The organism is Pseudophaeobacter sp. 1A09344 (assembly GCF_041008745.1).
Taxonomy (GTDB): Bacteria; Pseudomonadota; Alphaproteobacteria; order Rhodobacterales; family Rhodobacteraceae; genus Phycobacter; species Phycobacter gallaeciensis_A.
The window spans coordinates 1-24326 of sequence record NZ_JAXGFS010000017.1 but is presented as its reverse complement, the minus strand read 5'-3'; the positions used below and the strand labels follow the sequence as shown (position 1 = coordinate 24326).

The window sequence follows — 24326 nt, the reverse complement described above, 5'->3', positions numbered from 1 at the left end:
CAATGACTTGCGCCACCGGACCTGTGGGGGAACCGGCGCAGCGCCAGTTCCCCATCGGCTCATTCTGCCGGAACCCAGGGCCGGTTATAGGCTGCCACGCGCCAATCACCGTGTTCGATGAACCGGGGGGCGCTCCCGGTTTCCAGCGCCTCGGCTGCGGCGTTCAGCGCCTCGGGCGATGTCTCGGGCCAGGCGCCCGTTTCGATCCGTTCGACCAGGGTCTCGACGATGGCCGTGCTTTCGGCAGCCGTGAACTCGCAATGGCCCGTGCCCTGGACCAGCGACTGCCGATACAGATCGCCGGTACCCTGCTCCTGCACCAGCGCGCCGTAGCCTTCCATCAGCGTGTAGGGAATGGCCCAGTCGCCCAGCATGTGGATGCGGATCGCCGGAACCTGCAGATCGCCGGTCGTCGTGCGCCCGTCTGCGGCCCAGAAATCGCGCGCATAATCCGAGGCCGCGATGCGGGGGGCGGCGTCGATCCTGGCAATGTCGGCCTGAAGGTCCAAACCGGCCTGTTCGTAGAGCGCCTCAACCGTCCGCGCCATCGCGGGTGCGGCATTCTGGTAGAAGGCGGCATAGTCGACCCCCTCGTTCCCGGAAAGTTGCTGCCCCGATGCGGCGTTTTCGAACAGAAGCCGCGAGGACCCGCCAACATTACCGCCGATGCGCAGCGCCGAGGCCACGATCATGTCGGCCATGGCGCCGGCATCCGCGGTGTCGGGTAGTTCGGTCCCCTCGACCATCCACGGCGACCACTGTCCGATGGCGAAGGCAAGCGCCAGCCGCGCGCGGCCCTCCGGGCTTTCGCCCGCCGTTTCGATGGCGGCCATCCAGGACGCACGGATCGCGTCAAGGCTGCGCTCGCCACCCGCTCCGGCATTGGGCAGGCCGACGATGGCGAGATCGCTGGCCGGACCGTGCCCAGCGGCCTCATAGCTTTCGCCCAGCAGGGTCTGCATGGCGAACCAGCCATCCAGGAAACTGCTCATGATCCAGACCGGCGTATGGGCGGCAAGCACGGCGGCACCGTCGATCCTGTCCGGGTAATCCTCGGCCGAAGCGAGGCTGTCGAGCCCTCCGCCAGAACAGCCGTATTGCAGCACCATGTCAGGAGCGCGCTCCAGGTCCGTGAAAATGTCCTGAACAGCTTGTAGATTCAGGATTTCACGCTGCGGATCGTATTGCCACAGGCGCAGCGGGTGCCGGGCGAGCCCGGCGAAGGCATAGCCACGACCGAGCAGGTCGTCATACCGCTGGACCGCTGACGCGACCGAAACGTTGCTGGCGAAATCCAGATCCCTGAGTAGTCGACCATTCCAGTTCTCGGGCACGCGGATCAGCCATGCCGTCCCGTCCGGCAGGGTTCCCGCATGTTCGTTGAAGGCGGGCTGCTCCTGCGCCGACGCGAGCGGGGCGAAGCCCGCGGTCAGAGCGAGGCAAAGCACCACCATTCCGGTCCGCGAACGCGGGCCGACCAAATTGGCTGTCCGTGACATGAATTTCCTCCAGTTTGATGCAGCGATGAAATCCGGCTCCTCTTCCGGGGAACCATCGCCGGGAAAAACATAGATAGCTAATTATTAGTGTCAAGGGCTCTGATGCACAAATCGGCTTAAGGCCGAGGTTCCCCTTTCCCCGGACGGACTTATCCCACAGCTTCCGTGACGGGTATTCCGAGCGCGGTGTAGCCGTTCAGGACGGCGATGCGGACCTGGAGTTCGGCGACCTGTCGATCGAAGTCCCGTGCCATGAGCCGCTGGCCCAGCAACTTGATACAATGCATCTTTGTCTCGACGCGGCTTCGGCGGTGGTATCCACTCCATCGTCGCCAGAGCGCGCGGCCCAGGTATTTCGCCGCGCGCAGGGCCTCATTTCGCGCCACGGCTCCGGCGGTGATCGTCTTCCAGGGCTTCGCGTTCTTGCGGGGCGGGATGACGGCATGGGCACCGCGATCTGCAATCGCATCGTGGCATTTGCGCGTGTCGTAGGCGCCATCAGCCGTAACGCTACCGATTTCCTGGTCCTGCGGGATTTGGTCGAGAAGGTGGGTAGGATGGGCGCATCACCGATGTGGCTCCCGGTGACTTCGACGGCCCGGATCTCCAACGTTTCTTCATCGATCCCAAGGTGGAGCTTGCGCCAGACGCGCCGTTTCGGGCCGCCATGCTTGCGTGCGTGCCACTCGCCTTCACCTTCGACCTTGATCCCGGTGCTGTCGATCAGCAGGTGCAACGGCCCCTTGGAGCCGCGGTAGGGGATGTTCACGGCCAAGGTCTTCTGGCGGCGAGATAGCGTGCTGAAGTCGGGCACCGTCCAGTTCAGGCCGACCAGCCGTAGCAGGCTCTCGACGAACCCGGTCGTCTGCCGGAGCGCCATGCCGAACAGCACTTTCATCGAGAGGCACGTCTGGATAGCGGCATCGCTGTAGGTCTGCTGGCGGCCACGCCTGCCTGTCGGCGCGGCATCCCAGCTCATCTCGGGGTCAAACCAGATCGTCAGCGAGCCCCGGCGCTTGACTGCTTCATTGTAGGCTGGCCAGTTCCTGGTCTTGTAGGTCGGGGGTATGGGTCTGCTCATGCAGCCTGACGGCATTGCCAACTTATTTGCACCCGGCTGAATGCGGCCTGCTCCGCGCCCGTCATGCGGTCATCTCGAGTGCGTAGCCGTTCCAAAGATCAAAGGCATCGGATCGGGCGTGGCGGTACGATGTGGCGGTAAGACGATAGCGGCGGGGACGGAAGAACATGTTGATCTGGTCATGTGCGTCCAGAAATCTCTGAGCCTGTCCGGGTGACTTGAACCGCCCCATGAGTTTCTCTCGCTTGCGGGTTGGCCGATGGGATCCTTCGATCCGGTTGTTCAAGCCCTTGTGCGCCCGATGATCAGCATTCGCCACGAGGTTGCGGATCGGCCTGATGTAACTGCGCAGCTTGTCGGTGATCACGACCCGCGGCGCGCCAAACCGGTCGATCAGCCGCTTCAAGAACCGGCTGGCGGCCTTTGCATTACGTTGCTTTTGCACGAGAATGTCGAGCACATTCCCATTCGCGTCGACTGCCCGCCAAAGCCAGAACTTCACGCCATTGATCGGAACAACGACTTCATCCAAGTGCCATTTGTCACTGGCGCCCGGCCTGTCGCGCTTGATGCAATCGGCGAAATGGCGGCCAAACCGGTTCACCCAGTTCCGGACGGTTTCCCGGCTGACCATCACGCCGCGTTCGGCCAGCAGATCCTCGACATCTGCCGTGCTCAGCGCAAACCGATGGTAAGCCCAGACGGCATAGGAGATGATCTCGCGGGGAAAACGAAAGCCCTTCAGGCGTCGAATTGTCGGCACGGTTTTCATGATGACCGCCTATCCCGACGGAACCCCGTGATCAACTTGGCAATGCCATGTCGTCAGTTCTTTCCCAAAAGATCTTTCAACACGACATTATCCAGCATGGTGTCCGCCAGCAGGCGTTTGAGCTTGGCGTTCTCATCCTCAAGCGCTTTCAGCCTTGCAGCCTCGGACACTTCCATCCCGCCATACTTGGCCTTCAGTTTGTAGAACGTAGCGGTGCTCAGGCCATGCCTGCGGCATACCTCGACCGTCGGCATTCCGGCCTCCTGCTCTTTGATCATCCCAATGATTTGCGCCTCGGTGAAACGGCTCTTTCGCATGTGTCTGCTCCTTCAGAGTTGGCGCAGACTCTACATCACGGTGAGGGATTTCGCGGGGGGCAGGTCATGTCGAATATCTCCTCATTCAGAAGTTCGTCACGCAGGCTGCCGTTGAATGACTTGATGAACGCATTCTGTCGTGGCTTGCCGGGGTCAATGTAGTGCAGGGAATGGCATTGTGGTCGGCCCATCTCAGGATGGCCCGGCTGGTGAACTCCGTTCCGTAACACCTTCGGAACAGCGCTGATTGAAGGCTATGATTGCCTGCGGAGCCCACAGATTGCGCAGTAGGCGATCATAGCCGGGTTTCAGGTCCCTACAGTGGTTTTGCACAAACTACACCGCAAGGCAGACCGACCATGGCCGGTAACAGTATTGCACAGGCCGAGCCCGTTTTGGCGGTGATTGATATTGCCATGCCCCGCCACGAAGTTTTGACAACTATTCCCGGCAGGAAGCGACACCAATCCTCAAAATACCTCGCCAGGGTACTAGTGAGACATAAAAACCGGAACTTTACTGGTCCTCGTTACCTCATGCGTGACACCACCAAAAAGGTCTTGAGAGAACTTGCTATGTTCGTACGCCCCCATCACGATTAACTTTGCGCCCAGTTCTCTGGCCGTCTCTTGAATAACCTCGGCGATACCGCCCTTGCTTTTTGGACGGGTAACATGCTCTGCGTCGACATTATGACGCTTCAGATGCGTCAAGATATCCGCCCCCTCCGGCATTTTCGGAAAGCTAGACCCAACACTTAGTATTGTCACCCGACGCCGCTTTTCCTCGAGGATCGTCATTGCATCGTTGAGCGCCCGGGCCGCAGAACGCTTTCCGTCCCATGCGACAAGTGCATGCGATGCAAGCTGATCCGTAGAATATCCATTCGGAACCACAAGAACGGGTCGGCCGCTCTGCAATGACATCATATCCGGGCTGACGGCCCGAAACTCATCTGTTGGCAGGTTGGAATGATAGCCGGTAACGACAAAATCGAAATTTCGCGCCAGCTCTGGCAAGTTCATTTTGCCAATCTCATTCGGCATAATAAAGCGGGACCGCTCTGCAAGGCCTGCCTCGGCAGCCGCCTGTTGGAACAGATCACGTGCTGCTGCAATTTTCTCGTTTCTTGCACTGCCAAGCTTGTCGAGAAGATCTTCTGTCAAACCAAGAACATGCTCGAAATACGAGGATGCGTTCCCATAGACACAAGTCAGCCATGCATCGTGCTTTGCGGCGATTTTTGCCGCGTGCTTAACGCTGCTTGGGAAGCCTGCGCTACCGGAATGTGCAATAAGGATGTTCTTGATGCTCATTTTATCCTCACAATTCGAACTTCATAGGCAAACTAGCAATCACAATCTTAGAAGTCTATGATTTTATGAGGAACAGTACACGCCCTGCATCCCGACAAAGAAAAGACTGGGCAAGCAAGCTGCCCAGTCCCCTGGTGATACAAGCCCTACATTCCGCTTCATGAGGAGTGCAGGATGCTTGATCACCCTTTCTTGTTCGCTTCAATCTCGTCGAGGAACGGAATGTCTGACCTGAGACCCGTTTCCTCCTCCGTTTTGAGGTAGAATCCGTCCCAACGAAGGAGACGGAAGAATGAAGCGATCACGGTTCAACGAAGAACAGATCATCGCGATCCTGAAGAAGCAGGAGAGCGACATTTCGAAGGCGGTTGTGTGCCGAGAGCATGGGATCAGTTCATGATCAGCCCCACCTGCGTGGTCCGGTTTGATTGTTAGTGCATGACCGGTCTCGGGTCCATCAGAGCGATGGTTTCCGGGGCGGGTGGGCGATATCAAGGCACTATGTGGTCGTTTGGTATTGTAGTGTTTCCTCCATTGCTCGATCAGGATTTCCGCTTCCCGAAAGCCGTAGAAGACTTCTCCCGTGAGCAGTTCATCGCGGAACCTGGCATTGAAGCTTTCGCAGTAGCCGTTCTCCCAAGGTGACCCGGGCGCGATGTAGGCAGTCTTGGCGTCGGCGGCCCTGATCCAATCCTGAACGGCCTGAGCCACGAACCCCGGGCCGTTGTCAGACCGGATGTAAGACGGCACACCCCGCATGATGAACAGGTCGCTCAAGGCATCGATCACGTCATCCGAGTTCAGCTTGCGCTTCACCTTGATCGCTAGGCATTCCCGGCTATGCTCGTCCAGGATGTTGAGCGTCCGGCAGTGGACAAAGTCATAGCTCCAGACGTGGTTGCGATACTCAGGGCGCAGCCGGACACGGGATCCGTCATTCAGCCAGAGCCGTCCCTTCTTCGGTTGCTTCATTGGCACCTACAGCCCCTCTCGCCGCCATACGCGCTCGACCCGCTTGTCGTTCGCCTCCCAGCCCGCATGTCTCAGAAAAGCGGCGATCCGACGATAGCCGTAGCGGCCATACTGCCGCGCCAGTTCGATCATGTCCGCGACCAGACGCTCCTCATCGGCACGGCCATGCGGCACTTTCCTCTGTGTGGATCGGTGCTGCCCCAGGACACGGCAGGCGCGTCTCTCTGACAGATGGAACCGGGTGCGGACGTGATCGATGCAGGCACGGCAGCGAGCGGGGCTCAGAAGTTTTCCTTTGGCGCCTCCGCCAGGATCAGCTTGTCCAACGTCAGATCCGAGACGGGTTTTCTCAACCGTTCGTTCTCTTTCTGGAGGCGCTTCAGTTCCCTGAGCCGGTCGGTTCCCATACCCCCGTACTGCTTGCGCCAGCGATAATAAGTCTGCTCTGTAATGCGAACCTTGCGGATCGCATCCACCCGGGACATGCCTTGCCCGACAAGCACTTCAACCTGCCGCAGCTTCGTGACATTCTCTTCCGGCTTGTGTCTCTTCGTAGCCATTCTGATCCTCCATTTTCCTAAACATAACGGCGGACCACTTCAGTGTGCGAGGATCAATGCAGGCGGCCCGCCTTGCAACAAATCAAGCATCCCAGGGATTTGACGAAGACGAACTTACCGTCTTCTTTGCGGCGATGGACAAGCTGATCAGCAACCTTTCACATAGCTGACCGTCCCTCGGCGTTCACTCAAGCGTCGGAGCAATCGCAAGGATGATGACCCCCGTCGCAGCCAGAGCAGCCGCAATGTAGAACCTGGGGCCAGGCCGTCTTTCGGTTTTGAAGATATGCCCAGCAAGCCAGGCTGCAAAGAACATCTCGATAGATGACATGATGGCAACGACGGTCACACTGGTGAACATCAACGAGAAAAACAGTGCGACTTGTCCGATTGTCATCGCACCACCAGCCAGCAATTGCCACCCGCTTGGCTTATGCAACCTCCATGAAAGCCCTACCCGGCCACGCAATCGAAAAAGCCCCCACCCAACGAACCATACCAATCCCGTCAACGCACCAATGAACACCCCGGCCAGCGGATCAGGCAAGGTCTGCATCGCGAGTTTGCGCGCTACGAAGGAGCCACCATAACCCGCAGCAGAGCCAAGCGCCAAAACCCGACCCTTGGTCCTGTCCTGTGGCGAAGGTTCCGTAGAGACCAGGGTCGATACCGCCTTGGCGGACTTGCGAGTCATCATGATCAACACGCCACCTGTCACCAGAATAAACGCAATCACAATAGAAGTCGTAATCACCTCTCCAAGCAGGAGAAATGCGAAAATCGCTGCAAAAACAGGAATCAGACGCCGGATGAAGCCTGTCTCGATCGCGCCAGCCAGCTCCACCGACCGAAACAACGTCAGGCGGCCAACCACATTCCCCAGAACACCCGCCAGCACAAAATAGGCCACCCCGATCAGTACGGGCTGGCTAACAGAAGGCAGCTCTGGCCCCCAAACCAGCCAAAGGGCACCGGAAACGAAACCTGTCATCAACACTGACAGCAGAACATCATTCCCGCGCCCTTGGGCGGATTGAGAGCTTTTGGCAATTGCGACCGAGCTAAGCGCATAACAAAACGCACCAAACGCGGCCATCAGACCACCAAAGCCAGCAGTCATTGGTCTAATCGGGCAACAAGAGCGGCGCTATTCATCCGCGACAAGCTGATCCAGGAAGCGTTCTGCCGACATGATTTCACGCATGGGCAGCTTTTCCTGCTGCTGCATAAGCTCTGTCGTGTATGTCAGCCCCTTGCCATCCCAGAACCACCAGTAAATGATCTCGCCCTTCTTATCCCGAATGGGCATTCTGAAAATTGGGAACTCCCTTTCAGCACGGGGAATTTCAACCGTACCCACCCGGGCGTGTTTCAGCCCGAGCTTTTTCAGAACACCACTCAAAGGCACCATCGCGATGGGCGAGGCCTCGCGTGCCAGAACGGTTACAGCTTCGGGCCGTTTCTGGAATGGGCCTTTCAAGAACTTCACGACCGGGGGATAGCTGGGATGCGTATGCGTAAGCTGCACATAAGCCAAACCAGCAGATGTTTCGATCTCAACAATGTCGCCAGGTTGATAATCTTCCATTCTCGGCATTCCTCTTACAGGCTATAGGCTTCCAGGGTCGACGGATGGAACAGCTCTTCGATCTCCACACGGCGCGGCGACAAGCCCTGGCTTACGTGGTAGTCCAAAAACTTGTTGAGCACATGCGCATTTCCACTGACGCCATAGCTCCAAGGGTCATCCCCCATCAGCGCGTGGACACGGTTGAGATTGTCCTCCACGAAGGGCATCGTCACCTTGGTGGCAGATGTGTCCGAAAGGGCCTCTTCGGCCAACCGTTTTGACTGCGTAAATGCCTTGAGCAATGCCGCGGGCAAGAACGGGTATTCTTCTGCCAGGCTCCGGCGTACGCCCAGTACGTGCATGATCGGGAAGATTTTGGTTTTCTCGAAGTAATATTCCGCCGCTGTAATGCTGTCTACGAACAGTCGCCCAACATGCGGATGACGTTCAGCAAAGCAACGCGGCCAGCGCGGCCCGATAAAGCCATCAATTTCACCCGCTTCAAGCATGCTGTTCAGCGTGCTACCTTCTGGGGCTTCCTCCATACGAATGTCATCGGGCAACTGAACCTTGATTTTTTCAGGCCGGCCGGGTGTGTCCATGCCGCCGCGCACCCAGATGATATCCGAGGGCTTAACGCCATATTCCTCTTCCAGGATACCACGCACCCAAACGTTAGCTGAAAGCTGATATTCGGCGATACCGATACGTTTGCCCTTCAGGTCTTCTGGTTTGTTAATCCCTTTGTCCGTGCGGATATAGACAGAGGTGTGACGGAACGCACGGCTCAGGAAGACCGGGATTGCCACATAATGCGGATTCCCTCGGGCAACCGAAATCGAATAGGACGACAGCGAGATCTCGCTGATATCGAAAGCCTCGTGGCGGAACGCGCGAAAGAACATTTCTTCCGGCGACAACAGCATCGGAACCGGGTCTACTCCGTCGATCTGAACACGCCCATCCACGATTGCCCGTGTGCGGTCATAGTTACCCATTGCAAGGGAAAGTTTGAGATTGCTCATCCTGTCGGCTCCTAGTGATTTGTTTTACATTGCCGCTGAAGATCGACCGCTTGTCCGGTCTCTGCGGATTGCAAGATCGCGTGGCAAACCTCCAGGCTTGCCAGCCCCCATTCCCCTGTTTGGTCGGGGGCCTTGTTATGACGCACGGCATCCACCAGCGCATCCAGAACGGTTCTGCGTGGTGCCGGTCCGAATTTGGCTTCGATAAAGCCGCGTTCGGTGTCACCGAACACTTCTATCCCATCCGGGGTCAGTCGCAGATCGGCACGGTCACAAAGCGCGATCACCGGACCGAAATGTTCGTTATGTTCAGCCTCAATCGTCGTGCCGCTGCCGAATGTTCGTGTAGTTTTCAGCCGGACCTCGTCATCAGGGTTGAGATCCAGCAAAGCACGCCTTGCTCCACCGTAAGCCCCTTCTGATTTACGCTGTCCAAGCTCTCCGACATTGTTCATCCAGATATCACTGTCGAAATGCGCATAGCCCGAGTACGTCATGTTCGCGACACACCCCCCGGCAAAATTCATCAGTGCAGTGAATGCGCCCTCGGTCGGGCGCTTGGGATCCCATGCGCCCGTCATGGCATAAATTTTTTCGGCCATGCCGCCGGCAAGCCTGCGAACCACATCAATCTGGTGGATCGCCTGACTGAACAGCACGCCCCCACCCTCTTCGGTTCGCAGCTCTTCCGGGCGACGCGGACGATAGAGGAAGTCCGTATAGTTAAAGGCCTGGATCATGCGCAACTGACCGAACTTTCCGCTGGAAATAAGTTGCGTGGCCAATTCAACCGGCGGGTCGAAACTGTGACTCGGCCCAACTATCAAATGCACCCCAGCCTCCTTGGCTGCGGACACCATTACTTCGGCATCCTCCATCGAAACGGCCAACGGCTTTTCGACAAGGATATGTTTGCCCGCGCGCGCCGCAGCTAACACATGATCCACATGCATCTGGTGCGGCGTCGCAATGTAAATGGCCTCAACGTCAGGGTCTGCGCACAATTCCTCGACGGTGGCATACCCTGTGCCACCGTACTCTTTTTCGAATGCGTCGCGGCTTTCCTCCCTTGGGGCGGCGGCAGCCGTCAGCTTCACACGGGTGTCGGCATCAAACGAAGGCACCATGAGCATGAAAGCACGCCCAAGCCCCGCCACGCCAAGACGAACGGGATCAGAGGTCAAGAACCAGCCTCCCGGATTTGGCGCGCGAAACGCAAATCATGATCTGGCTGCCTTTTTCTTCTTCCATCAGCACCATATCACGATGATCTGCCTCGCCTTCCAGTAGGCGGGTTTTACAAGTACCGCACGTGCCACTTTCGCAAGAACTGCTTGTTGCGAAGCCAGCATCACGCAGTGCTTCGAGGATAGAACGATCCTCAGGAACAGTAACCGTTTGGCCGCTTTTCTTCAGCTCGACTTCGAAAGCAACGTCATCCTGACGAACCACATCAACAGGCTTGAAATCCTCGAAGTGGACACGGCCTTCGGGCCAGTGACCCGAGAAAGCTTTGATTTCTTCCATCAGCGGTTTGGGTCCGCAGCAGAAGACATGGGTCGCGCGCGGCGTCACCAGATCGTCCCAGAAATCATAGACAGCGTTCGGATCGCCGTCATCGTGGTGCACGATGATCCGGCCTTCGAAATCTTTCATCAGCTCATCAAGATAGGCCGATTCTTCCGCGCTCCGGCTTACGTAAATGATCCGAAGCATCTTACCTTTCTTATCCAGATAACGCGCCATCGAATAGATTGGCGTGATACCGATACCGCCGGCAATCAAGAGGTATTTCTGCACATCCGTCAGCGGGAAATCGTTTTCCGGGTGCTCGATATTCAACTCTGTCCCGACAACAGCTTGCTCATGCATGGAGGCAGACCCCCCGCGCGACTGCGGCTCTCGCTTGATGGCGACCACATATTCTTTTGGGTCGCTCCCATCATTTACCAGAGAGTATCGGCGCATAGCACCCGATGGTGTCTCGATCGTGATATGTGCACCTGGGTTGAACTCTGGCAGGGACTCGCCGCCAACCGGAGCCAAAGTGAATTCTGCAATAGTAGGTGTCAGATCGCGCCGTTTTTCGACGCGCATTTTGATCTGCTCCATGGGGTCCTCCCGTCCGTTCGCTTCCGAAATATAATTAGATAGCTAAGTTCAAGATGTCAACTGGACGCACCGCCCAGCCACGCGCTAATTGTGTCTAGAAATCACATATTTGGCCCTAAACGGTCTTCTCGTCCGCCAATATCCTTGGCCGACATGACAACCCCTGCTTCAGACAGGTCCGAAACGCCATGACATCCCGTAAAAATCATGGTCCTGCGCATCTCGTCTTCGAGAATCGAAAGCGCGCTGGAAACCCCCGCACGCCCCCGCGCCGCCAGGCCGTAAAGAGGTGCCCTGCCCAGCAGCACAGCGTCCGCCCCCAACGCAAGCGCCTTGACGATATCACTGCCGCGCCGAACACCACCATCAAGCAAAACTGTCATATGTTGGTCCAAGACGGACACAATCTCTGAAAGAATTTCAATCGTCGCCGGAGCTCCATCAAGCTGCCTGCCACCGTGGTTGGAAACAACCACCCCATCAGCGCCTTCGCGTTGTGCGGCCATTGCATCCTCAGCACACATGATCCCCTTAATCACAAGTGGCTCCTGCCACAGCTTCCGAAGACGCCTTACATCGTCCCAGGAAAAATTCGGGTTTCGTTGCGCCCGCGTAAATTCGGCAAGCGCCTTGTCGCTGACATCATCCCCCTAAAAGGCCGCCAGATTTTGCAGTCGCGGCCTATGTTGGCTCAGCCATACGGATTTGAACCATCTCGGATGCAACAATCCGTCCAATACGACAGAGGGGCTCATGCGGATTTCATGCGCGAAACCATGCCGCAAATCCCTCTCTCTTTTGCCACCCACCAACGAGTCGACAGTGATTACAAGAACACTGTAGCCCGCAGCCGACGCCCGTTCGATCAATGCATTGGAAAATGCTTCTTTGCCCCATGGGTACAGCTGAAACCAAAGTGGCCAATTATTTTTCTACGCGATTTCTTCCATAGTCGTGTTTGACGCTGTCGAAACCGTAAATGCGACCCCGGCCTGCTTTGCTGCGGCTGCAAGGTGCAAGTCCCCTTCTGGCCAATAAAGCCCGTTCAGGCCGGTTGGTCCGATTTGGAAAGGCGCCGCATACTTCTGACCGAACAGCGTGACAGAGAGATCGACATCCCCACCCTTGAGAATACGTGGCTTGAGTCGGATATCATCAAATGCGCTACGGTTCCTGTGCAGCGTGATTTCGCTCTCGGCACCACCATCCAGAAAATCAAATACCACACGGGGCAAACTCCGCCTGGCTCGGGTGCGAAAATCTTCGATGTTTACTTCTTGCCGCATCCGGCCTCCTGCCTCCTGCCAATTTCAACATGGCCACCAACCATGCTCAGGGCCAGAATCAAAATCCGCCCAAGGTCTATGCGGCCCCGGGCGGATCTGTTTGCAAACGTCGGACCGGTTATTCAGCTGCGGCTGTTTTGCCCGAAGTATTCAGCAAGGTGCGCCAATCCACATCTTTCGGATAAACGCCTTCATGAGAGTTGATCATGCTTTGCGGGATTTCATAATCGGTGCCGATTGCTTTGCCACCCTCTGCCACTTTCTTGGCGGCATCCGCCATCAAGCGACGGAACTCGACGATAGCCAGGTCCGAAGCACCAAGCACATCGGTATGGCGCTGAACGCGCGCGCCCATCGACACCCACATGGCGATATCTTGGTTCGGAATACCTTTGATCCCAGTGAAGTTACCTTCTTTCATGGCATCACGGTCTTGCAAGAAGTCGTTCTCGACAGTCCGCAGGCAGCGCCACTTGTCGTCAACATCCACTCCTGGAACAGCATGGGTAAACTTGCGCCATTCTTCGGTCGACGGCACATTCGGGCCATCCCAAGCGATGAAGTGGAACGCGGTCTCTTCATCATTGATCGGCACGATAACGGCCGCCACACGATAGTTGTTGTTCGGTGGGATCAACGAATAGTAGGGCGCAACAAATTCGGTCACACGGATATAGTTATGGGTCGCCGCGTTTTTGATCGGCGTACGGATTGCAGCATAGTGGAACCCGTAGCTGGTTGTCTCTGTCTGCATACGCGGAGACTTGTCCGTCGAGGGACGGTACCAGGATTTTTCATCGGCAGCAGCACCTTCCACGCGGGCCGGAACCATGTCCGACGAGTGCAGCGAGGACGAGTGGGCACTGTCGATCTGACCTTCGTGGATCTGCGCCCAGTTTGCGGGAATGCGGATTTTAAGGATAGCGATCGCCGAATCCTCGCGCGGGGCAAACGCCGGCGGCTGGAATTCAGGCATATCTTCTTTGTCACCCAGCCAGGCCCAAACGAAACCACCCCATTCTTTCACAGGATAAGAGCGATGCTTCACCTTATCCATAAGGGGGCTACCTTCGGGTTCGGAAGACATGGCAACGACATTGCCATCAACATCCATTTTCCACCCGTGATACAGACACCGCAGCCCGCATTCTTCGTTCCGGCCATAGACCAGCGATGCCTTGCGGTGCGGGCAAAGTTCATCAAGCAGGCCAAGACGCCCTTTGGTGTCGCGGAACGCTACATAGCTTTCCCCGAGCACCTCAACACGAAGCGGCTTGCCGTCGGGCTCTTCCACTTCTTCAATCAGGCATACAGGGGTCCAGTGCTGACGCATAAGACGTGCCATCGGTGCATCACCGGTCACGCGCGTCAGCAGTTCATTTTCTTCAGGTGTAAGCATTGAATCTCCTCCACAGGTCGCCGCATCAGAATTTGCGAAATTTTATTGGGAAACGCCATTATTCTTAGCTCTCTAAGTTTAGTCTGTCAATGGTCAGAGCGATATTCCCTTCACCTCACAAGTAAGAAAAACCCACGTAAATAAAACTACTTATGGGTTTGCGAGCAATTGGTATTATTCCGCGCATGATCGGGCCTTGTGTTCATACAGATCTGCTCTGCCGGTTCCTCTCTGGTTGTTCTATGGCCTCGGGATTCGTACACCCCGCTTGCGCAGCTCCCTGCATCGATCAGAATCACCGAAGTGTATTTTGATCAATAACCTCTTGGGCAAAAAAGCCCGCAGACAGTCATCCGAACAGACCGCGATTGGAACCAAAGACGCGGCCTGAAACTTTTCCGTCTCTCAGTCAAAACGGCAAGTAGCCGCCAAACCTGGCGGCCACTTTGGATTCGCATTCAGCACATTACACGTGGCTGACGTTACCCGCTTGCGGGGACTTCTTCCTTCAACAAGGCCTGTCGTCCAACCAGAGCGATGATAAGCAAGGTACACACAATTGAGACCGCGAAGTACGGGCTAACCGCGCCAATTGCAAAAATCGTCAGGAGACCTCGCTCCAACGAGCTGAGCTGGGTTTTGATAAAGCCTTCCATTGACGCCGAGACTGCAAGAGCACCAGCAACGGCACCAATAACAGCAAGCGTATTTGCCAACGGACCAAGCTCAAGAACGATGCCGGGGTTCCAGACAAAAGCGAACGGCAGAAGGAAGCCAACAATTGCAAGCCGCACAGCCGAGAATGCGATCTTGAATGGATCGTCATCAGCAATCGCAGACGCTGCGATTGCAGCCACAGCGATTGGCGGCGTCAGAGCAGACAGGATTGCATAGTAGAGCAGGAACATCTGGCTCGGCAGCAGAGGGAAACCCAGCTTGGAAAGAGCGGGGCCGACAAGCACAGCCGCCAGAATATACGCACTCGGAGTCGGCATACCCAAGCCCAGCACAATGGTCACCACAGCAGCAATCACTAGCGTCAACAGCGGCTGCGCATTACTGACCGTCAGGATCACGTTAGCCGATTTCATCCCCAATCCTGTCATAGACAGGCCACCAATAACCAGACCAGCAGCAGCACATGCCCCAGCGACAGGCAAAATTTGCAGGGTGGTTGTGCCAAGGCCTTCCACCATTGCCCACAACGACATCCGCGTTTGCTTGAGGATCATCGACGCAAGGATTGTCACCAGAACACCGACACCTGCGGTGAAGGTCGGCGAATAGCCAAGTATCAGCGCCACAATGATCCCGATAATGGGCAGCAAGAAAACCCAGCCGGTTCTGAACGTTTCCTTCGTCGTCGGGATTTCATCCTGAGAAGGCCGCAGATCGTATTTCACTGCGCGGAAGTGCACCTGGGTAAACACGCCCATATAGTACAGCAACGCAGGAATAAGCGCGGCAAGCACGATCGCATTGTACGAGATACCCGAATACTCTGCCATGATGAAGGCAGCCGAACCCATAATCGGCGGCATGGCACTGCCCCCCGTGGACGCCGCAACTTCAACCGCACCCGCAAACCGGGCCTTATAGCCCAAGCGCTTCATCACCGGGATCGTGATGGACCCCGTGGCCACAACATCCGAGGTTGGGCTACCAGACATGGTTCCATACAGACCCGACGAAATGATGGCGATCTTTGCAGGGCCGCCTCGTGCGCCCCCGGTGACCAGAGCCGCCAGGTTGAAAAAGAAGTCCCCTCCCCCAGCCTTGGCAAGGAAAGTCCCGAACATCACGAACAGGAAGACGTAACTTGCCACAACCTGAAGCGGGACACCGAACAACCCATCTGTGGTGAAGATCAGAATATCGAGCAGATAGCTGAACTCGCTGACGCGATGCCCGAACGGCGGCGGCAGAAGATAGCCAAAAAGGTTGTAAATCAGGAACAGCATCACAACGCCTGTCAGCCCCAAGCCAGTTGTCCGGCGCGTGGCTTCGATGGTCAGGAACAGCAGTGACGACCCAAAGAACAACTGATCCGTCGTGAACTGGTCCAGCAGGCTGATACGGTCCGAAATCTCGCCAGAGCTTACATAGAAGTAAATCCCGCAGGCCAAGCTGAGCGCAGACAACATCCAGTCATAAAATGGAATGCTATCTGGCGCTTTCGCGGTTGCACCAATCGCCAAGAAGAGAATCGTGAAAATCCCGGATACGAACAGGATCCCCTGAATGAGCGGGTCTGCGATAATGAACAGATTAGAGTGAATCACCCATGCCGCGAACGCCGCGGCCAGAACCATGACGACGGTCCGCATGGGTGGCTCTAGCTTCCGACGGCGTCCAGTTTCGGTAAGAGAAGGGAAATTCATGCTGGCACCATTTCCATGTTTGTGAGGTTTGGTCAGCTTTGAGTGCGCAAAATCATCCTACTGCCCGTGATCAGCACGGCCAGAGCACGACAGAGGCACTCTTGCAAACGAATCCGGTGCGCTTTGGTCAGCGCACCGGCATTGTTTTCCGAAGGCTTACTTGAGAAGCCCCAGCTCCATGTAGGCGCGCTTCGCGCCCGGGTGGAACGGCAGCGTTCTCTGCGAAACCAGCAACTCAGTTGAGAGCTGTTTCATTGCGTTATGAACGCCGCGGATTTCATCAATGTTCGAGGCAATGCTCTTGGCCAGCATGTAACCGGTTTCTTCGGGCAAGGCATCAGAGGTGATTACCATCGCGCCAAGTGCCAGCGTGATAACATCGGAAGTCTGGTTCTTATAGTTTCCGGCGGGAATGACGTAGGTCCCGGTGCCAAAACGCTCATTGGTCTTTTCGATGATATCCTGAGGCACGCTCAGCAGAACAACGTCGTTGCCTTCATCAACCTTGCGGAACGACGAGTGCCCAACGAAGATACCGTTGATCACCATATCCGTACGGCCATCGCTGATCAGGTCTGCCTGCTGGGACGAACCGCCACGCACCAGAACGCCGCCATTCGCTTCAATCGTTCCTTCGTCATAGCCTGCTTCTTCCAGCATGAAAGTGGCAATATTGGCCACGATGTTACCTGCGTTGTTGTTCGCCACACGGATTGCAGCGCCCGACTTCGCCAAGTCGTCGATGCTGTCGATGTTATACTCTTCGGCAAGAGACTTCTTGATGAAGAAATGCATCGGGGCCCAGTTGTACATGTACCCGATTGCCTGAAGGTTCTCGATGGGCGCCTTGAACGGCTCATCACCCGCTAGCGCCAGCTTGATTTCTGCATCATGGGCCAGACCCAGATCGGTCCGGTTTGCACCCAGCAGACCGATATTTGCGAAACCGCCACCAGTGGCCTGGTAGGTCACGACACCGCTTGCATCGTCAACCTTCACAGCCCGGTCGATCCCTGCGCCCAGCAGCGACCAAAGACCTGACGGACTCCCCCCGGACAACGTGACGTTGACGCTGTCCGCCATGACGCCGGTCCCGATAACGGAGATGCTCAGCGCCGCAACGGCAGCCTTGATTTGCTTTTTCATGGTTTCCTCCCTGTCATATTATCATAGATTTCTAAATTTAGATATCTATCTTATAGATCATTATTAAAAACCGAACTTTGCGTCAACCATGATCGAAACCGAGACACCGTCCAAAAATTTAGGTTAAGAACTGCGAATGGCTTGAACGCTCTCGCAGAGCATCCAAACCCCTACTCACATAAGGTTGCAGCACGCCCAAGGCCTAGCACAAGACTATTCCGAACTCTCTCAGAGCTTCCCCAAAACCATACATCTCAGCGGAAGTAGCCCAACGGAATCACCCGAGCCTAAAAGGCCCGGCTATCGCAGATGAAGCTAAAGAGACCTTCAGGATCCAAGGTTACTTCTGGTCGGTGGGACGCGGACACCGCTCAAAGCAGCTTTTTCCTCATCATCTTCGAGGTTTCGAATCATTACAGCAAGGGCCTTGCGCAATGTTTTCTCTTCGGCACCACTCAGGCCTCTGATGGCGGCGTTATTCACTTCGTGTGCCAAAGGCTCCAGGAGCTCCCGCAACTCCCAACCTTTTTCCGTGAGGAAAGCATGCTGACGACGACGGTTCCCAGCCACATTGCGGCGTTCAATATATCCAAGCTCTTCCATTCGGCTGAGTGCAGTATGCGCAGTAGGCTCTGTCAGATGTGCTCTTTCGCTTAACTCTCGTTGCGACAAACCATCTTCCTGCCAAAGGATTCGAAGGAATATCCACTGCCCGAAAGTCACATTTTGCGTCTGTAACCGCAGCTGCAACGCACGGTTAAACCCTCTTGCCGCAAGACGTACCAAGCGAGCAATGCGCTCGTTATATTGGGTCAAACCGTCGTCTTTCAACGCGGAATCAGATTTTTCGTTCATGTATGCTCAGACCACAAACATCTATTGCCCAAAATCAGTTCTGGGCTTCTACAGGTCCGAGACTATCCCTGTCATCTTACGAAGATGCAAGCCTCAACAATGTCACTACTTTTACAGCTAGTGACATGCGGTGCGCGCAAACCGACGTAAATCTTGCAGCAAACCCTGCTTACAACTTTTCGATTTTTTCTCTCCATATTTTTCGATTTGGGGGTTTCTGCGCGCTTGATGCGTGTTGCGTTTTCGACGAAGATGTCGGGCAAGACGGTGTAGAGCTCAATGGTGTGTCCCGGGATATGCGGGGGGAGGATCACCCGGTCGAAGCCGCGCAGCGGGCGGGCAGCGGTTCGGTTTCCGTCACGCCTAGCCTAGCACCGGCTAGGTGTCCTGCTGTCATCACCCGCACCCGCGCATCCTCATCAATGAAACCCCGCGCGAGGTGTTGATTAACACCGCATCCGGCTTCATCATGCGCAGTTCGGCCTCGCAGATCATTCCTCGTGTCAGCGCGTTCAACGGCACATGGAGGCTCACCAACATCACACATGGCCAGAAGCTCAGCGCGTTTCACCAGCCCCACGCCCGTAGGTGCGGTGTCCGGTATCAGGAACGGATCGTGCACCAGTATCTGTGCCGGATCTGTGCCGGCTCGAACGCCAACTGTCGCTCGATCACCCGGTCCTATCCGCCCCGAATCGATCAATCCGATCGCCCGGCCTCGCACCATCCGCGCAAATATCTGTTGCGGTCGGCCCGCATTCTCGCGCAGCAGGCGCTCGGATTCATGCAGCCGGTACAGCAGCACCAGCATCAGCATCCCTATCGCTTCGGGCATCCCCAAAAAGTTCTCGGGCGTTACACCATTCGTCACGATCAGACCGCGCGCGGCACAGGCCTCCCAGATCTCCCGCACCCACCCCGATCGTTGGAAGTACTAGCGCCCGCAGCCGTGGCGAGGCGTCCAGATCCGCGTCGCTCAGCCCCGACCGCGAACTGACCACGATGATAGCAACGTCCGACAGCAGCGCCTGCCGCTGTTCCTCCGTCAGCCGCAGCGGAACACCTAGGGTGATCTGGGGGCCGCGAACGACCTCCCAGCCTTCGGTCCGCAGACGATCCGAACCCTCGAAGTCCAGTGGGTGACGGAAGTGCCACGCCTCGCCCGCCCAGCCCAACGGCAAACACACAAAGCTGGCACAGACACCTTCCAGACCTTCGCCAAGCGCCCCGGCCTGCGTCATGATATCAAGCTCAACCTCTGCATCGGGGGCGTTCAGCGCAGGTTTGATCGGTAAATCACCGGGCATCTCGCCCGCCCCTACACCCAGAGCATCGGCAATCGCATGCATCGCAACATCCGGACCGCAGGCAGCGCTTGATGCTCCATCCCCCAGCCATTGTGCAGCTGATAATCCAGCGACGCCTGGATCACCTGCGCCTTCACATCGCCCGCCAGTTTCAGCGTGCCCGCGACATCCAGCCAGTCCAGGCTCAGGATCACATCCGCCTCGCGCAGCACCGCGCCCGCCGCATCGTCAATGAAGAAGGCCGGTTTGCCGCGATGCTGCGGGTGATCCGTCGGGAAGGACGCCCCGTTCCGGATATCCGTCAGAACCTTCGCCCCAGCGCCTTGGCGTTCTTCGGCAGATCTGCCGCCCGCGCCACTCCTTCGGCCGAGGGTGCCGCCGGAGGCGACGGCTGGTAACGCGCAAAATCTGGCAACTCCGGTGCCTTCTCGTGCTGCTTTTCCTGGATCGACACGTCGAAGTTCACATAGGTCGGGCCTTTCGGTTCGCTCCACGCGATTACATCCGCACGCAACATCGATTCCAGCGCCGCATCAACCGGCCCCGTCGCCCCATAAATCAGAACCGGCACACGGTCGCAGCACACGTTGAAGATCGCCATCGTACCATGCATCAGACCCACGTTGCTGTGCAGGATCACCGCCAATGGCTCCCCCGCCACCTTCGCATAGCCATGCGCAATCGCAACCGCATGCTCTTCGTGCAGACACAACAGCATCTGCGGATCTTCATTGCCAAGGTGGTTCACAAGGCTGTCGTGCAAACCCCGAAAGCTCGACCCCGGGTTCAGTGCAACATACTTCACTCACCCCCAAACCTCGCAATATATCCGCAAATACATCGCTACCCCACACCCCCAAACTATCCGACGATACTGGGCGCTCAACCTGATACAGCCTGTGGTCTGTCATGTGTCTTGACCTTTCCTTATGAAGTGTTGATGCAACAGCGCCCCATTTTGAAAGGCGTACGCAATAGGTATCCATTGCCCGCCGAAAGGGCGGGCATTTTGCATTTCAGACGGTCTGGAGCGGCTCAGAGGATCAGAAATCCAAACCGAAATCGACGGTTCCCGCCGAATGGGTCAAAGCACCGGAGGAAATATAATCCACATTTGCCGATGCGATTTCGCGCAAACGGCCAAGGGTCACATTCCCGCTGGCTTCGGTCTTCGCCCGCCCGTCAATGCGCTTTACAGCTTCGGCCATGTCTTCGGTCGACATATTGTCGAACATGATGACATCTGCGCCCCCGGTCTGAAGCACCTCGTCCAACTGATGCAAACCGTCGATCTCGATCTCTACCACGACCATGTGACCCACATTTCGTTGAACGGCTTCCAGCACCTGTTTGATGCCACCAGCCGCTGCGATATGGTTGTCCTTGATCAGGATCGCATCGGACAGGGAAAACCGATGATTGTGGCCGCCGCCATGCAAAATGGCGAGCTTTTCGACAAGTTTCAGCCCCGGTGTGGTTTTGCGTGTACAGGTGATACGTGTCTTGGTACCCGCAAGCTCCTGAACATAGGACGCTGTCAAGGTTGCCGTCCCAGACAACCGTCCGGCAAAGTTCAGGGCAACACGCTCTGCGGCAAGGATCGACGCCGCCGATCCCTCTATACGCATCAACGTATCGCCCGCTTTGCAGGCCGTACCATCCGCCACGACAGTCTCGACCACAAGATTGGGATCAATCAGCCGAAACGCGAGAGAGGCCACCTGCATCCCAGAAACAACCGCGTCCTGCCGTGCACGCATTTGCGCCTTGTAGCGCGTGCCTTCAGGCAGAACGGAACGGGTTGTCACGTCGCCTGCGGCACCCAGGTCCTCCATAATAGCGTTCCGAACCATGGGTTCGAGGATGATATCGGGGACGTTCGCAACATTGCTCATTATTTTTTAGATCCTTATCGGTTTGCAAAAGGGGCAGGAAGGGATGGCCTCATCCCGGCCAAAGCAATCAATACAGAAAAAGCTTTTGGATCCCAGACCCCGTTCGCACATTACCTACGCACCGGGTCACTGACCCGACAGATTGATATGCACATTCTTTTCATGGGTGAAGGAAATCAGTTCGCCAATACCTACTTCGCGCCCGATACCCGATTGCTTGACCCCACCGAACGGGGCACCAAGGAAATGCCGACCGACTTCGTTAACCCAAACAAACCCGGCCTCGACGCGTGCAGCCGTACGATGAGCCATCACCAGATCCCGAGTCCAAATTGCACAGGGCAGCCCAAGCTCAAGTGCATTGACCTCGTTCAGCATGGAATCTTCGTCCGACCATTTGCGAACCGCAAGAACTGGCCCGAAAATCTCTTCACGGGCGATACGCATCTGCGGCGTTACATCCGCAAAAATCGTCGGCGCGATAAAGCTGCCTTTCGCCAGCGGACTATCCGTGACCGCATAACCGCCAGTAACGGCGCGCGCACCCTCACTTTTGGCAGAGTCAATGAAACCCATGACCCGGTCGAACTGCGCACGGCTGACAATCGTGCCTATCGTGGTTTCAGGATCCGTCGGAACGCCCGGCTTATATCTTTCAACAGACTCGGCCAGATAGGAAATGACTTCGTCGTGGATATCCTCGTACAGGAATGCGCGACTTATCGAGCCACAGGACTGGCCGCACCAGCCAAAGTTCATTCTAGCGACAATCGCGTCCGCAATCTTTTTCGGATCACTGTCGGGATAGGCAATCAGCGCGTTCTTGCCACCCAGTTCCAGCAGTACAGGTTTGCCCGTAGCGCTGGCGCTTCGCATCACAGCCCGGCCAGCCGACACAGAGCCAATAAGCGTGACCTTTGCAGCGCCAAGGTGCTCGGCCAGGCCAGCACCTGCCTCTAGATCACCCGGCAACACGTTGAATGTGCCTTTGGGCATCAGGCCATAAACAATCTCTGCCAGGCGCTATGCAGACAAAGGCGCCTGTACCTGCGGCTTGATGATGACAGCGTTCCCTGCCGCCAAAGGCGCCGCCACTTTACCGCCACAAAACATGAACGGATGATTGAACGCCAGGATACGTGCCACAACACTAAGCGGCTGGCGCAGGGTCATATTCACCCGATCCGGCCCCAAAGGGATCGTGTCGCCCTTCATTTCAGTCACAAGACCGGCGAAAAACTCCATCTGGGCCGCCGCGATGGCCGCGTCGCCGCGCACCTCGGTATATGGGTTGCCGCAATTGGCCGCGTCCATCATCGCAAGCTCATCTCCGCGCTTGTGCAAGAGAGCCGCGATTTCCTGCAGAATACTGGCACGCTCAAGAGGAGCAACATCACGCCATTCCTTCAAACACGCAGGCGCTACGTCCACCTCGGCCCGGGTCGCCGCAGCCACTAATCCGATCAGCTGACCTGTGCCCGGGTTAAAAGTCTCCTCGTAATTTCCTGCGCTTGGCGGAACCCATGCGCCCCCACAATACAGCTGCTCCTTACCAGAGAGAGCATGGTTTGCATCCATATTCACCATGCGCATATGACGTTTCCTCCCGCGATTGCCCTTGATTACTTAGATTACTAATATATTCAACCAATGAACCCCATCGCCTGCCAAGTGAAATCGTTGCGCGTATGAAAGGTTTTCGCCGGGCGGCACGCAGGTTAGCTGCCCTGTCAGGCACCCCCCACCGGGTGCCGCTGATCGCTAGCGCATCGGCTGGGGTGACTAATGCCTTCCAAGCTACCAACATTCAAGTGAAATATTGGACCCTCCACTAGCAAGCAAATTACCGCCATACGCTCACTATCTGCTATATTAGATCACTAATTATTCGCGTAAATACTCTCTTGGATTGAATTATTTTCTGGGCATTCAATTGATTAAGAAAAAGACAGCCTGGCCCTTTCAGGAAGGGTTTATCATCAACGGAACGGCGGAAACCCATGTGTTTACCGACTACCGCTGGAATGATGGAAGCGTGAGCCGCCGCCAGTTTGTGGATCCAAACAGTTACGACCACACGCGTATCACAGTACGGCCGATTTCACTAAAGCTGCCAAGCAGCCAGGATCAGTAGGAGAACCACTCCGAGTGACCCACCGTGCCCTCGTAGTCTCCGTATTCGACCATGATGCTGCGCAAATAGAAGTACGAGGAACTTCCGCCGCTCGGAAAGGCAATCTCCTGCCCGCTTTCCGAGATGAATGTCACGGGCCAGGGCGTGTGGGATCGGTAGACCCGCTGGATGTACCGGCAGGTGCGGTTCTCTCGGTCGCAGGAACGAAGCGACCAGTCCCAATACCGATCACCTCCCCTTTCTCTATAGGCTTGACCGGTGAACCAGATCACATGGGTCCGGTTCAGCCATTCGTATTCAGGCAAGTTGGTGTCGAGCTCGCCCTCGCCGCCGGGTCCGCCCAGTTCGGCCGGCACATGGGCAAAGGTGCAGACCCCGAAGGGCGGCAGGCTCGGCCAGGGTGTGATGCGGCGGATCATGGTGCGATAGGCGCGCGCGCAGACCGCGCTCGGGGGGAAGCCTCCCGCCATGCAGAGCATGATGGCGCAGTCGACGTCATAGGCCCGCGCTTTCTCCGGGGCTCCGAACACCGCCATCACTCCCATTGCAGCTGCCATCATCTGTCGCTTCATGTCGCTCTCCCGCAAAAGTTGCGCAGACTATCGCGCAATATGTGTTTATCTGCAATATGTCGTATTGACTCCATATGACTTTATGGCCTTAGTGTCGTGAAGTAGAAGGGCTCTCGTGGGGAGAGTC

The 24326-nt window shown here is 56.6% G+C and carries 19 protein-coding genes and 6 pseudogenes; 1 reads left to right on the top strand and 24 read right to left on the bottom strand.

Going from position 1 to position 24326, the window contains the following annotated elements; translation table 11 throughout:
• Positions 1–59: 59 nt before the first annotated feature.
• The 6 genes and pseudogenes from SM765_RS20995 to SM765_RS20970 all read right to left on the bottom strand — a co-directional run bounded on the left by SM765_RS20995 (position 60) and on the right by SM765_RS20970 (position 4985).
• Positions 60–1499: a hypothetical protein gene (locus SM765_RS20995; protein ID WP_239368551.1), complete on the bottom strand. Its 1440-nt coding sequence runs from the start codon at positions 1497–1499 to the stop codon at positions 60–62.
• Positions 1500–1648: 149 nt separating this feature from the next.
• Positions 1649–2580 (bottom strand): annotated as a pseudogene (locus tag SM765_RS20990) (IS5 family transposase).
• 61 nt (positions 2581–2641) lie between these two features.
• Positions 2642–3352, bottom strand: a complete 711-nt coding sequence (locus tag SM765_RS20985; protein ID WP_008335478.1) for an IS6 family transposase — start codon at positions 3350–3352, stop codon at positions 2642–2644.
• A 59-nt stretch (positions 3353–3411) separates the two neighbouring features.
• A pseudogene (locus SM765_RS20980) lies at positions 3412–3669 on the bottom strand (transposase); the annotation flags it as partial.
• A gap of 35 nt (positions 3670–3704) precedes the next feature.
• A complete protein-coding gene (locus tag SM765_RS20975; protein ID WP_081288639.1) occupies positions 3705–3860 on the bottom strand; it encodes an integrase core domain-containing protein in 156 nt (51 codons plus the stop codon).
• Between the two features lie 300 nt (positions 3861–4160).
• Positions 4161–4985 (bottom strand): universal stress protein, encoded by an 825-nt coding sequence (locus SM765_RS20970; protein ID WP_234994835.1) that lies wholly within the window; start codon positions 4983–4985, stop codon positions 4161–4163.
• A 292-nt stretch (positions 4986–5277) separates the two neighbouring features.
• Here SM765_RS20970 and SM765_RS20965 point away from each other — a divergent pair.
• Positions 5278–5382, top strand: a pseudogene (locus SM765_RS20965) (transposase); the annotation flags it as partial.
• A gap of 34 nt (positions 5383–5416) precedes the next feature.
• Here SM765_RS20965 and SM765_RS20960 read toward each other — a convergent pair.
• The 18 genes and pseudogenes from SM765_RS20960 to SM765_RS20875 form a co-directional block, all read right to left on the bottom strand.
• Positions 5417–6517: pseudogene (locus SM765_RS20960) on the bottom strand (IS3 family transposase).
• A 184-nt stretch (positions 6518–6701) separates the two neighbouring features.
• Positions 6702–7637 carry a DMT family transporter gene (locus tag SM765_RS20955; protein ID WP_027246166.1) on the bottom strand — a complete coding sequence of 312 codons (936 nt, stop codon included), beginning with the start codon at positions 7635–7637 and terminating at the stop codon, positions 6702–6704.
• A 27-nt stretch (positions 7638–7664) separates the two neighbouring features.
• Positions 7665–8105 (bottom strand): hypothetical protein, encoded by a 441-nt coding sequence (locus SM765_RS20950; protein WP_008335528.1) that lies wholly within the window; start codon positions 8103–8105, stop codon positions 7665–7667.
• Between the two features lie 14 nt (positions 8106–8119).
• On the bottom strand, positions 8120–9112 hold the full coding sequence (locus tag SM765_RS20945; protein ID WP_368981840.1) for an ABC transporter substrate-binding protein: 993 nt from the start codon (positions 9110–9112) through the stop codon (positions 8120–8122).
• Between the two features lie 11 nt (positions 9113–9123).
• Positions 9124–10296 (bottom strand): Gfo/Idh/MocA family protein, encoded by a 1173-nt coding sequence (locus tag SM765_RS20940; protein ID WP_027246168.1) that lies wholly within the window; start codon positions 10294–10296, stop codon positions 9124–9126.
• Positions 10286–11224 carry a PDR/VanB family oxidoreductase gene (locus SM765_RS20935; RefSeq protein ID WP_027246169.1) on the bottom strand — a complete coding sequence of 313 codons (939 nt, stop codon included), beginning with the start codon at positions 11222–11224 and terminating at the stop codon, positions 10286–10288. Before SM765_RS20935 ends, SM765_RS20940 begins: the two co-directional genes overlap by 11 nt.
• 101 nt (positions 11225–11325) lie before the next feature.
• Positions 11326–12510, bottom strand: a pseudogene (locus tag SM765_RS20930) (alpha-hydroxy acid oxidase).
• Positions 12511–12628: 118 nt separating this feature from the next.
• Positions 12629–13909 carry a Rieske 2Fe-2S domain-containing protein gene (locus SM765_RS20925; protein WP_008335543.1) on the bottom strand — a complete coding sequence of 427 codons (1281 nt, stop codon included), beginning with the start codon at positions 13907–13909 and terminating at the stop codon, positions 12629–12631.
• Positions 13910–14391: 482 nt separating this feature from the next.
• A complete protein-coding gene (locus tag SM765_RS20920) occupies positions 14392–16236 on the bottom strand; it encodes a TRAP transporter permease (protein ID WP_008335545.1) in 1845 nt (614 codons plus the stop codon).
• A 210-nt stretch (positions 16237–16446) separates the two neighbouring features.
• The gene (locus tag SM765_RS20915) at positions 16447–17436 is read right to left on the bottom strand and encodes a TAXI family TRAP transporter solute-binding subunit (protein ID WP_008335546.1); all 990 of its coding nucleotides are present in this window, start codon (positions 17434–17436) and stop codon (positions 16447–16449) included.
• 327 nt (positions 17437–17763) lie between these two features.
• Positions 17764–18291, bottom strand: a complete 528-nt coding sequence (locus SM765_RS20910; RefSeq protein WP_232237206.1) for a MarR family winged helix-turn-helix transcriptional regulator — start codon at positions 18289–18291, stop codon at positions 17764–17766.
• Positions 18292–18601: 310 nt separating this feature from the next.
• On the bottom strand, positions 18602–19108 hold the full coding sequence (locus tag SM765_RS20905; RefSeq protein ID WP_243614727.1) for an NAD(P)-dependent oxidoreductase: 507 nt from the start codon (positions 19106–19108) through the stop codon (positions 18602–18604).
• Positions 19074–19640: a hypothetical protein gene (locus tag SM765_RS20900; protein WP_234994837.1), complete on the bottom strand. Its 567-nt coding sequence runs from the start codon at positions 19638–19640 to the stop codon at positions 19074–19076. Before SM765_RS20900 ends, SM765_RS20905 begins: the two co-directional genes overlap by 35 nt.
• Positions 19610–19792 (bottom strand): hypothetical protein, encoded by a 183-nt coding sequence (locus SM765_RS20895; RefSeq protein ID WP_200813254.1) that lies wholly within the window; start codon positions 19790–19792, stop codon positions 19610–19612. Before SM765_RS20895 ends, SM765_RS20900 begins: the two co-directional genes overlap by 31 nt.
• Positions 19793–19899: 107 nt before the next feature.
• The gene (locus tag SM765_RS20890; protein ID WP_170848853.1) at positions 19900–20403 is read right to left on the bottom strand and encodes a thiamine pyrophosphate-binding protein; all 504 of its coding nucleotides are present in this window, start codon (positions 20401–20403) and stop codon (positions 19900–19902) included.
• A gap of 238 nt (positions 20404–20641) precedes the next feature.
• A complete protein-coding gene (gene nadC / locus SM765_RS20885) occupies positions 20642–21493 on the bottom strand; it encodes a carboxylating nicotinate-nucleotide diphosphorylase (RefSeq protein ID WP_008335572.1) in 852 nt (283 codons plus the stop codon).
• 126 nt (positions 21494–21619) lie between these two features.
• Positions 21620–23071, bottom strand: a pseudogene (locus SM765_RS20880) (aldehyde dehydrogenase family protein).
• A 549-nt stretch (positions 23072–23620) separates the two neighbouring features.
• Positions 23621–24199, bottom strand: coding sequence for a hypothetical protein (locus SM765_RS20875; protein WP_040885919.1), 579 nt, complete (start codon positions 24197–24199; stop codon positions 23621–23623).
• Positions 24200–24326 lie beyond the last annotated feature (127 nt).

Bases quoted from the DNA above. Each gene is read 5' to 3' on its own strand.
- SM765_RS20955 (WP_027246166.1), bottom strand. From the start codon at position 7,637: ATGACTGCTGGCTTTGGTGGTCTGATGGCCGCGTTTGGTGCGTTTTGT.
- SM765_RS20905 (WP_243614727.1), bottom strand. From the start codon at position 19,108: ATGCTGATGCTGGTGCTGCTGTACCGGCTGCATGAATCCGAGCGCCTG.
- SM765_RS20970 (WP_234994835.1), bottom strand. From the start codon at position 4,985: ATGAGCATCAAGAACATCCTTATTGCACATTCCGGTAGCGCAGGCTTC.
- SM765_RS20945 (WP_368981840.1), bottom strand. From the start codon at position 9,112: ATGAGCAATCTCAAACTTTCCCTTGCAATGGGTAACTATGACCGCACA.
- SM765_RS20935 (WP_027246169.1), bottom strand. From the start codon at position 11,224: ATGGAGCAGATCAAAATGCGCGTCGAAAAACGGCGCGATCTGACACCT.
- SM765_RS20910 (WP_232237206.1), bottom strand. From the start codon at position 18,291: ATGAACGAAAAATCTGATTCCGCGTTGAAAGACGACGGTTTGACCCAA.
- SM765_RS20915 (WP_008335546.1), bottom strand. From the start codon at position 17,436: ATGAAAAAGCAAATCAAGGCTGCCGTTGCGGCGCTGAGCATCTCCGTT.
- SM765_RS20985 (WP_008335478.1), bottom strand. From the start codon at position 3,352: ATGAAAACCGTGCCGACAATTCGACGCCTGAAGGGCTTTCGTTTTCCC.
- SM765_RS20875 (WP_040885919.1), bottom strand. From the start codon at position 24,199: ATGAAGCGACAGATGATGGCAGCTGCAATGGGAGTGATGGCGGTGTTC.
- SM765_RS20920 (WP_008335545.1), bottom strand. From the start codon at position 16,236: ATGCGGACCGTCGTCATGGTTCTGGCCGCGGCGTTCGCGGCATGGGTG.
- nadC (WP_008335572.1), bottom strand. From the start codon at position 21,493: ATGAGCAATGTTGCGAACGTCCCCGATATCATCCTCGAACCCATGGTT.
- SM765_RS20950 (WP_008335528.1), bottom strand. From the start codon at position 8,105: ATGGAAGATTATCAACCTGGCGACATTGTTGAGATCGAAACATCTGCT.
- SM765_RS20925 (WP_008335543.1), bottom strand. From the start codon at position 13,909: ATGCTTACACCTGAAGAAAATGAACTGCTGACGCGCGTGACCGGTGAT.
- SM765_RS20900 (WP_234994837.1), bottom strand. From the start codon at position 19,640: ATGCATGCGATTGCCGATGCTCTGGGTGTAGGGGCGGGCGAGATGCCC.
- SM765_RS20995 (WP_239368551.1), bottom strand. From the start codon at position 1,499: ATGTCACGGACAGCCAATTTGGTCGGCCCGCGTTCGCGGACCGGAATG.
- SM765_RS20975 (WP_081288639.1), bottom strand. From the start codon at position 3,860: ATGGGCCGACCACAATGCCATTCCCTGCACTACATTGACCCCGGCAAG.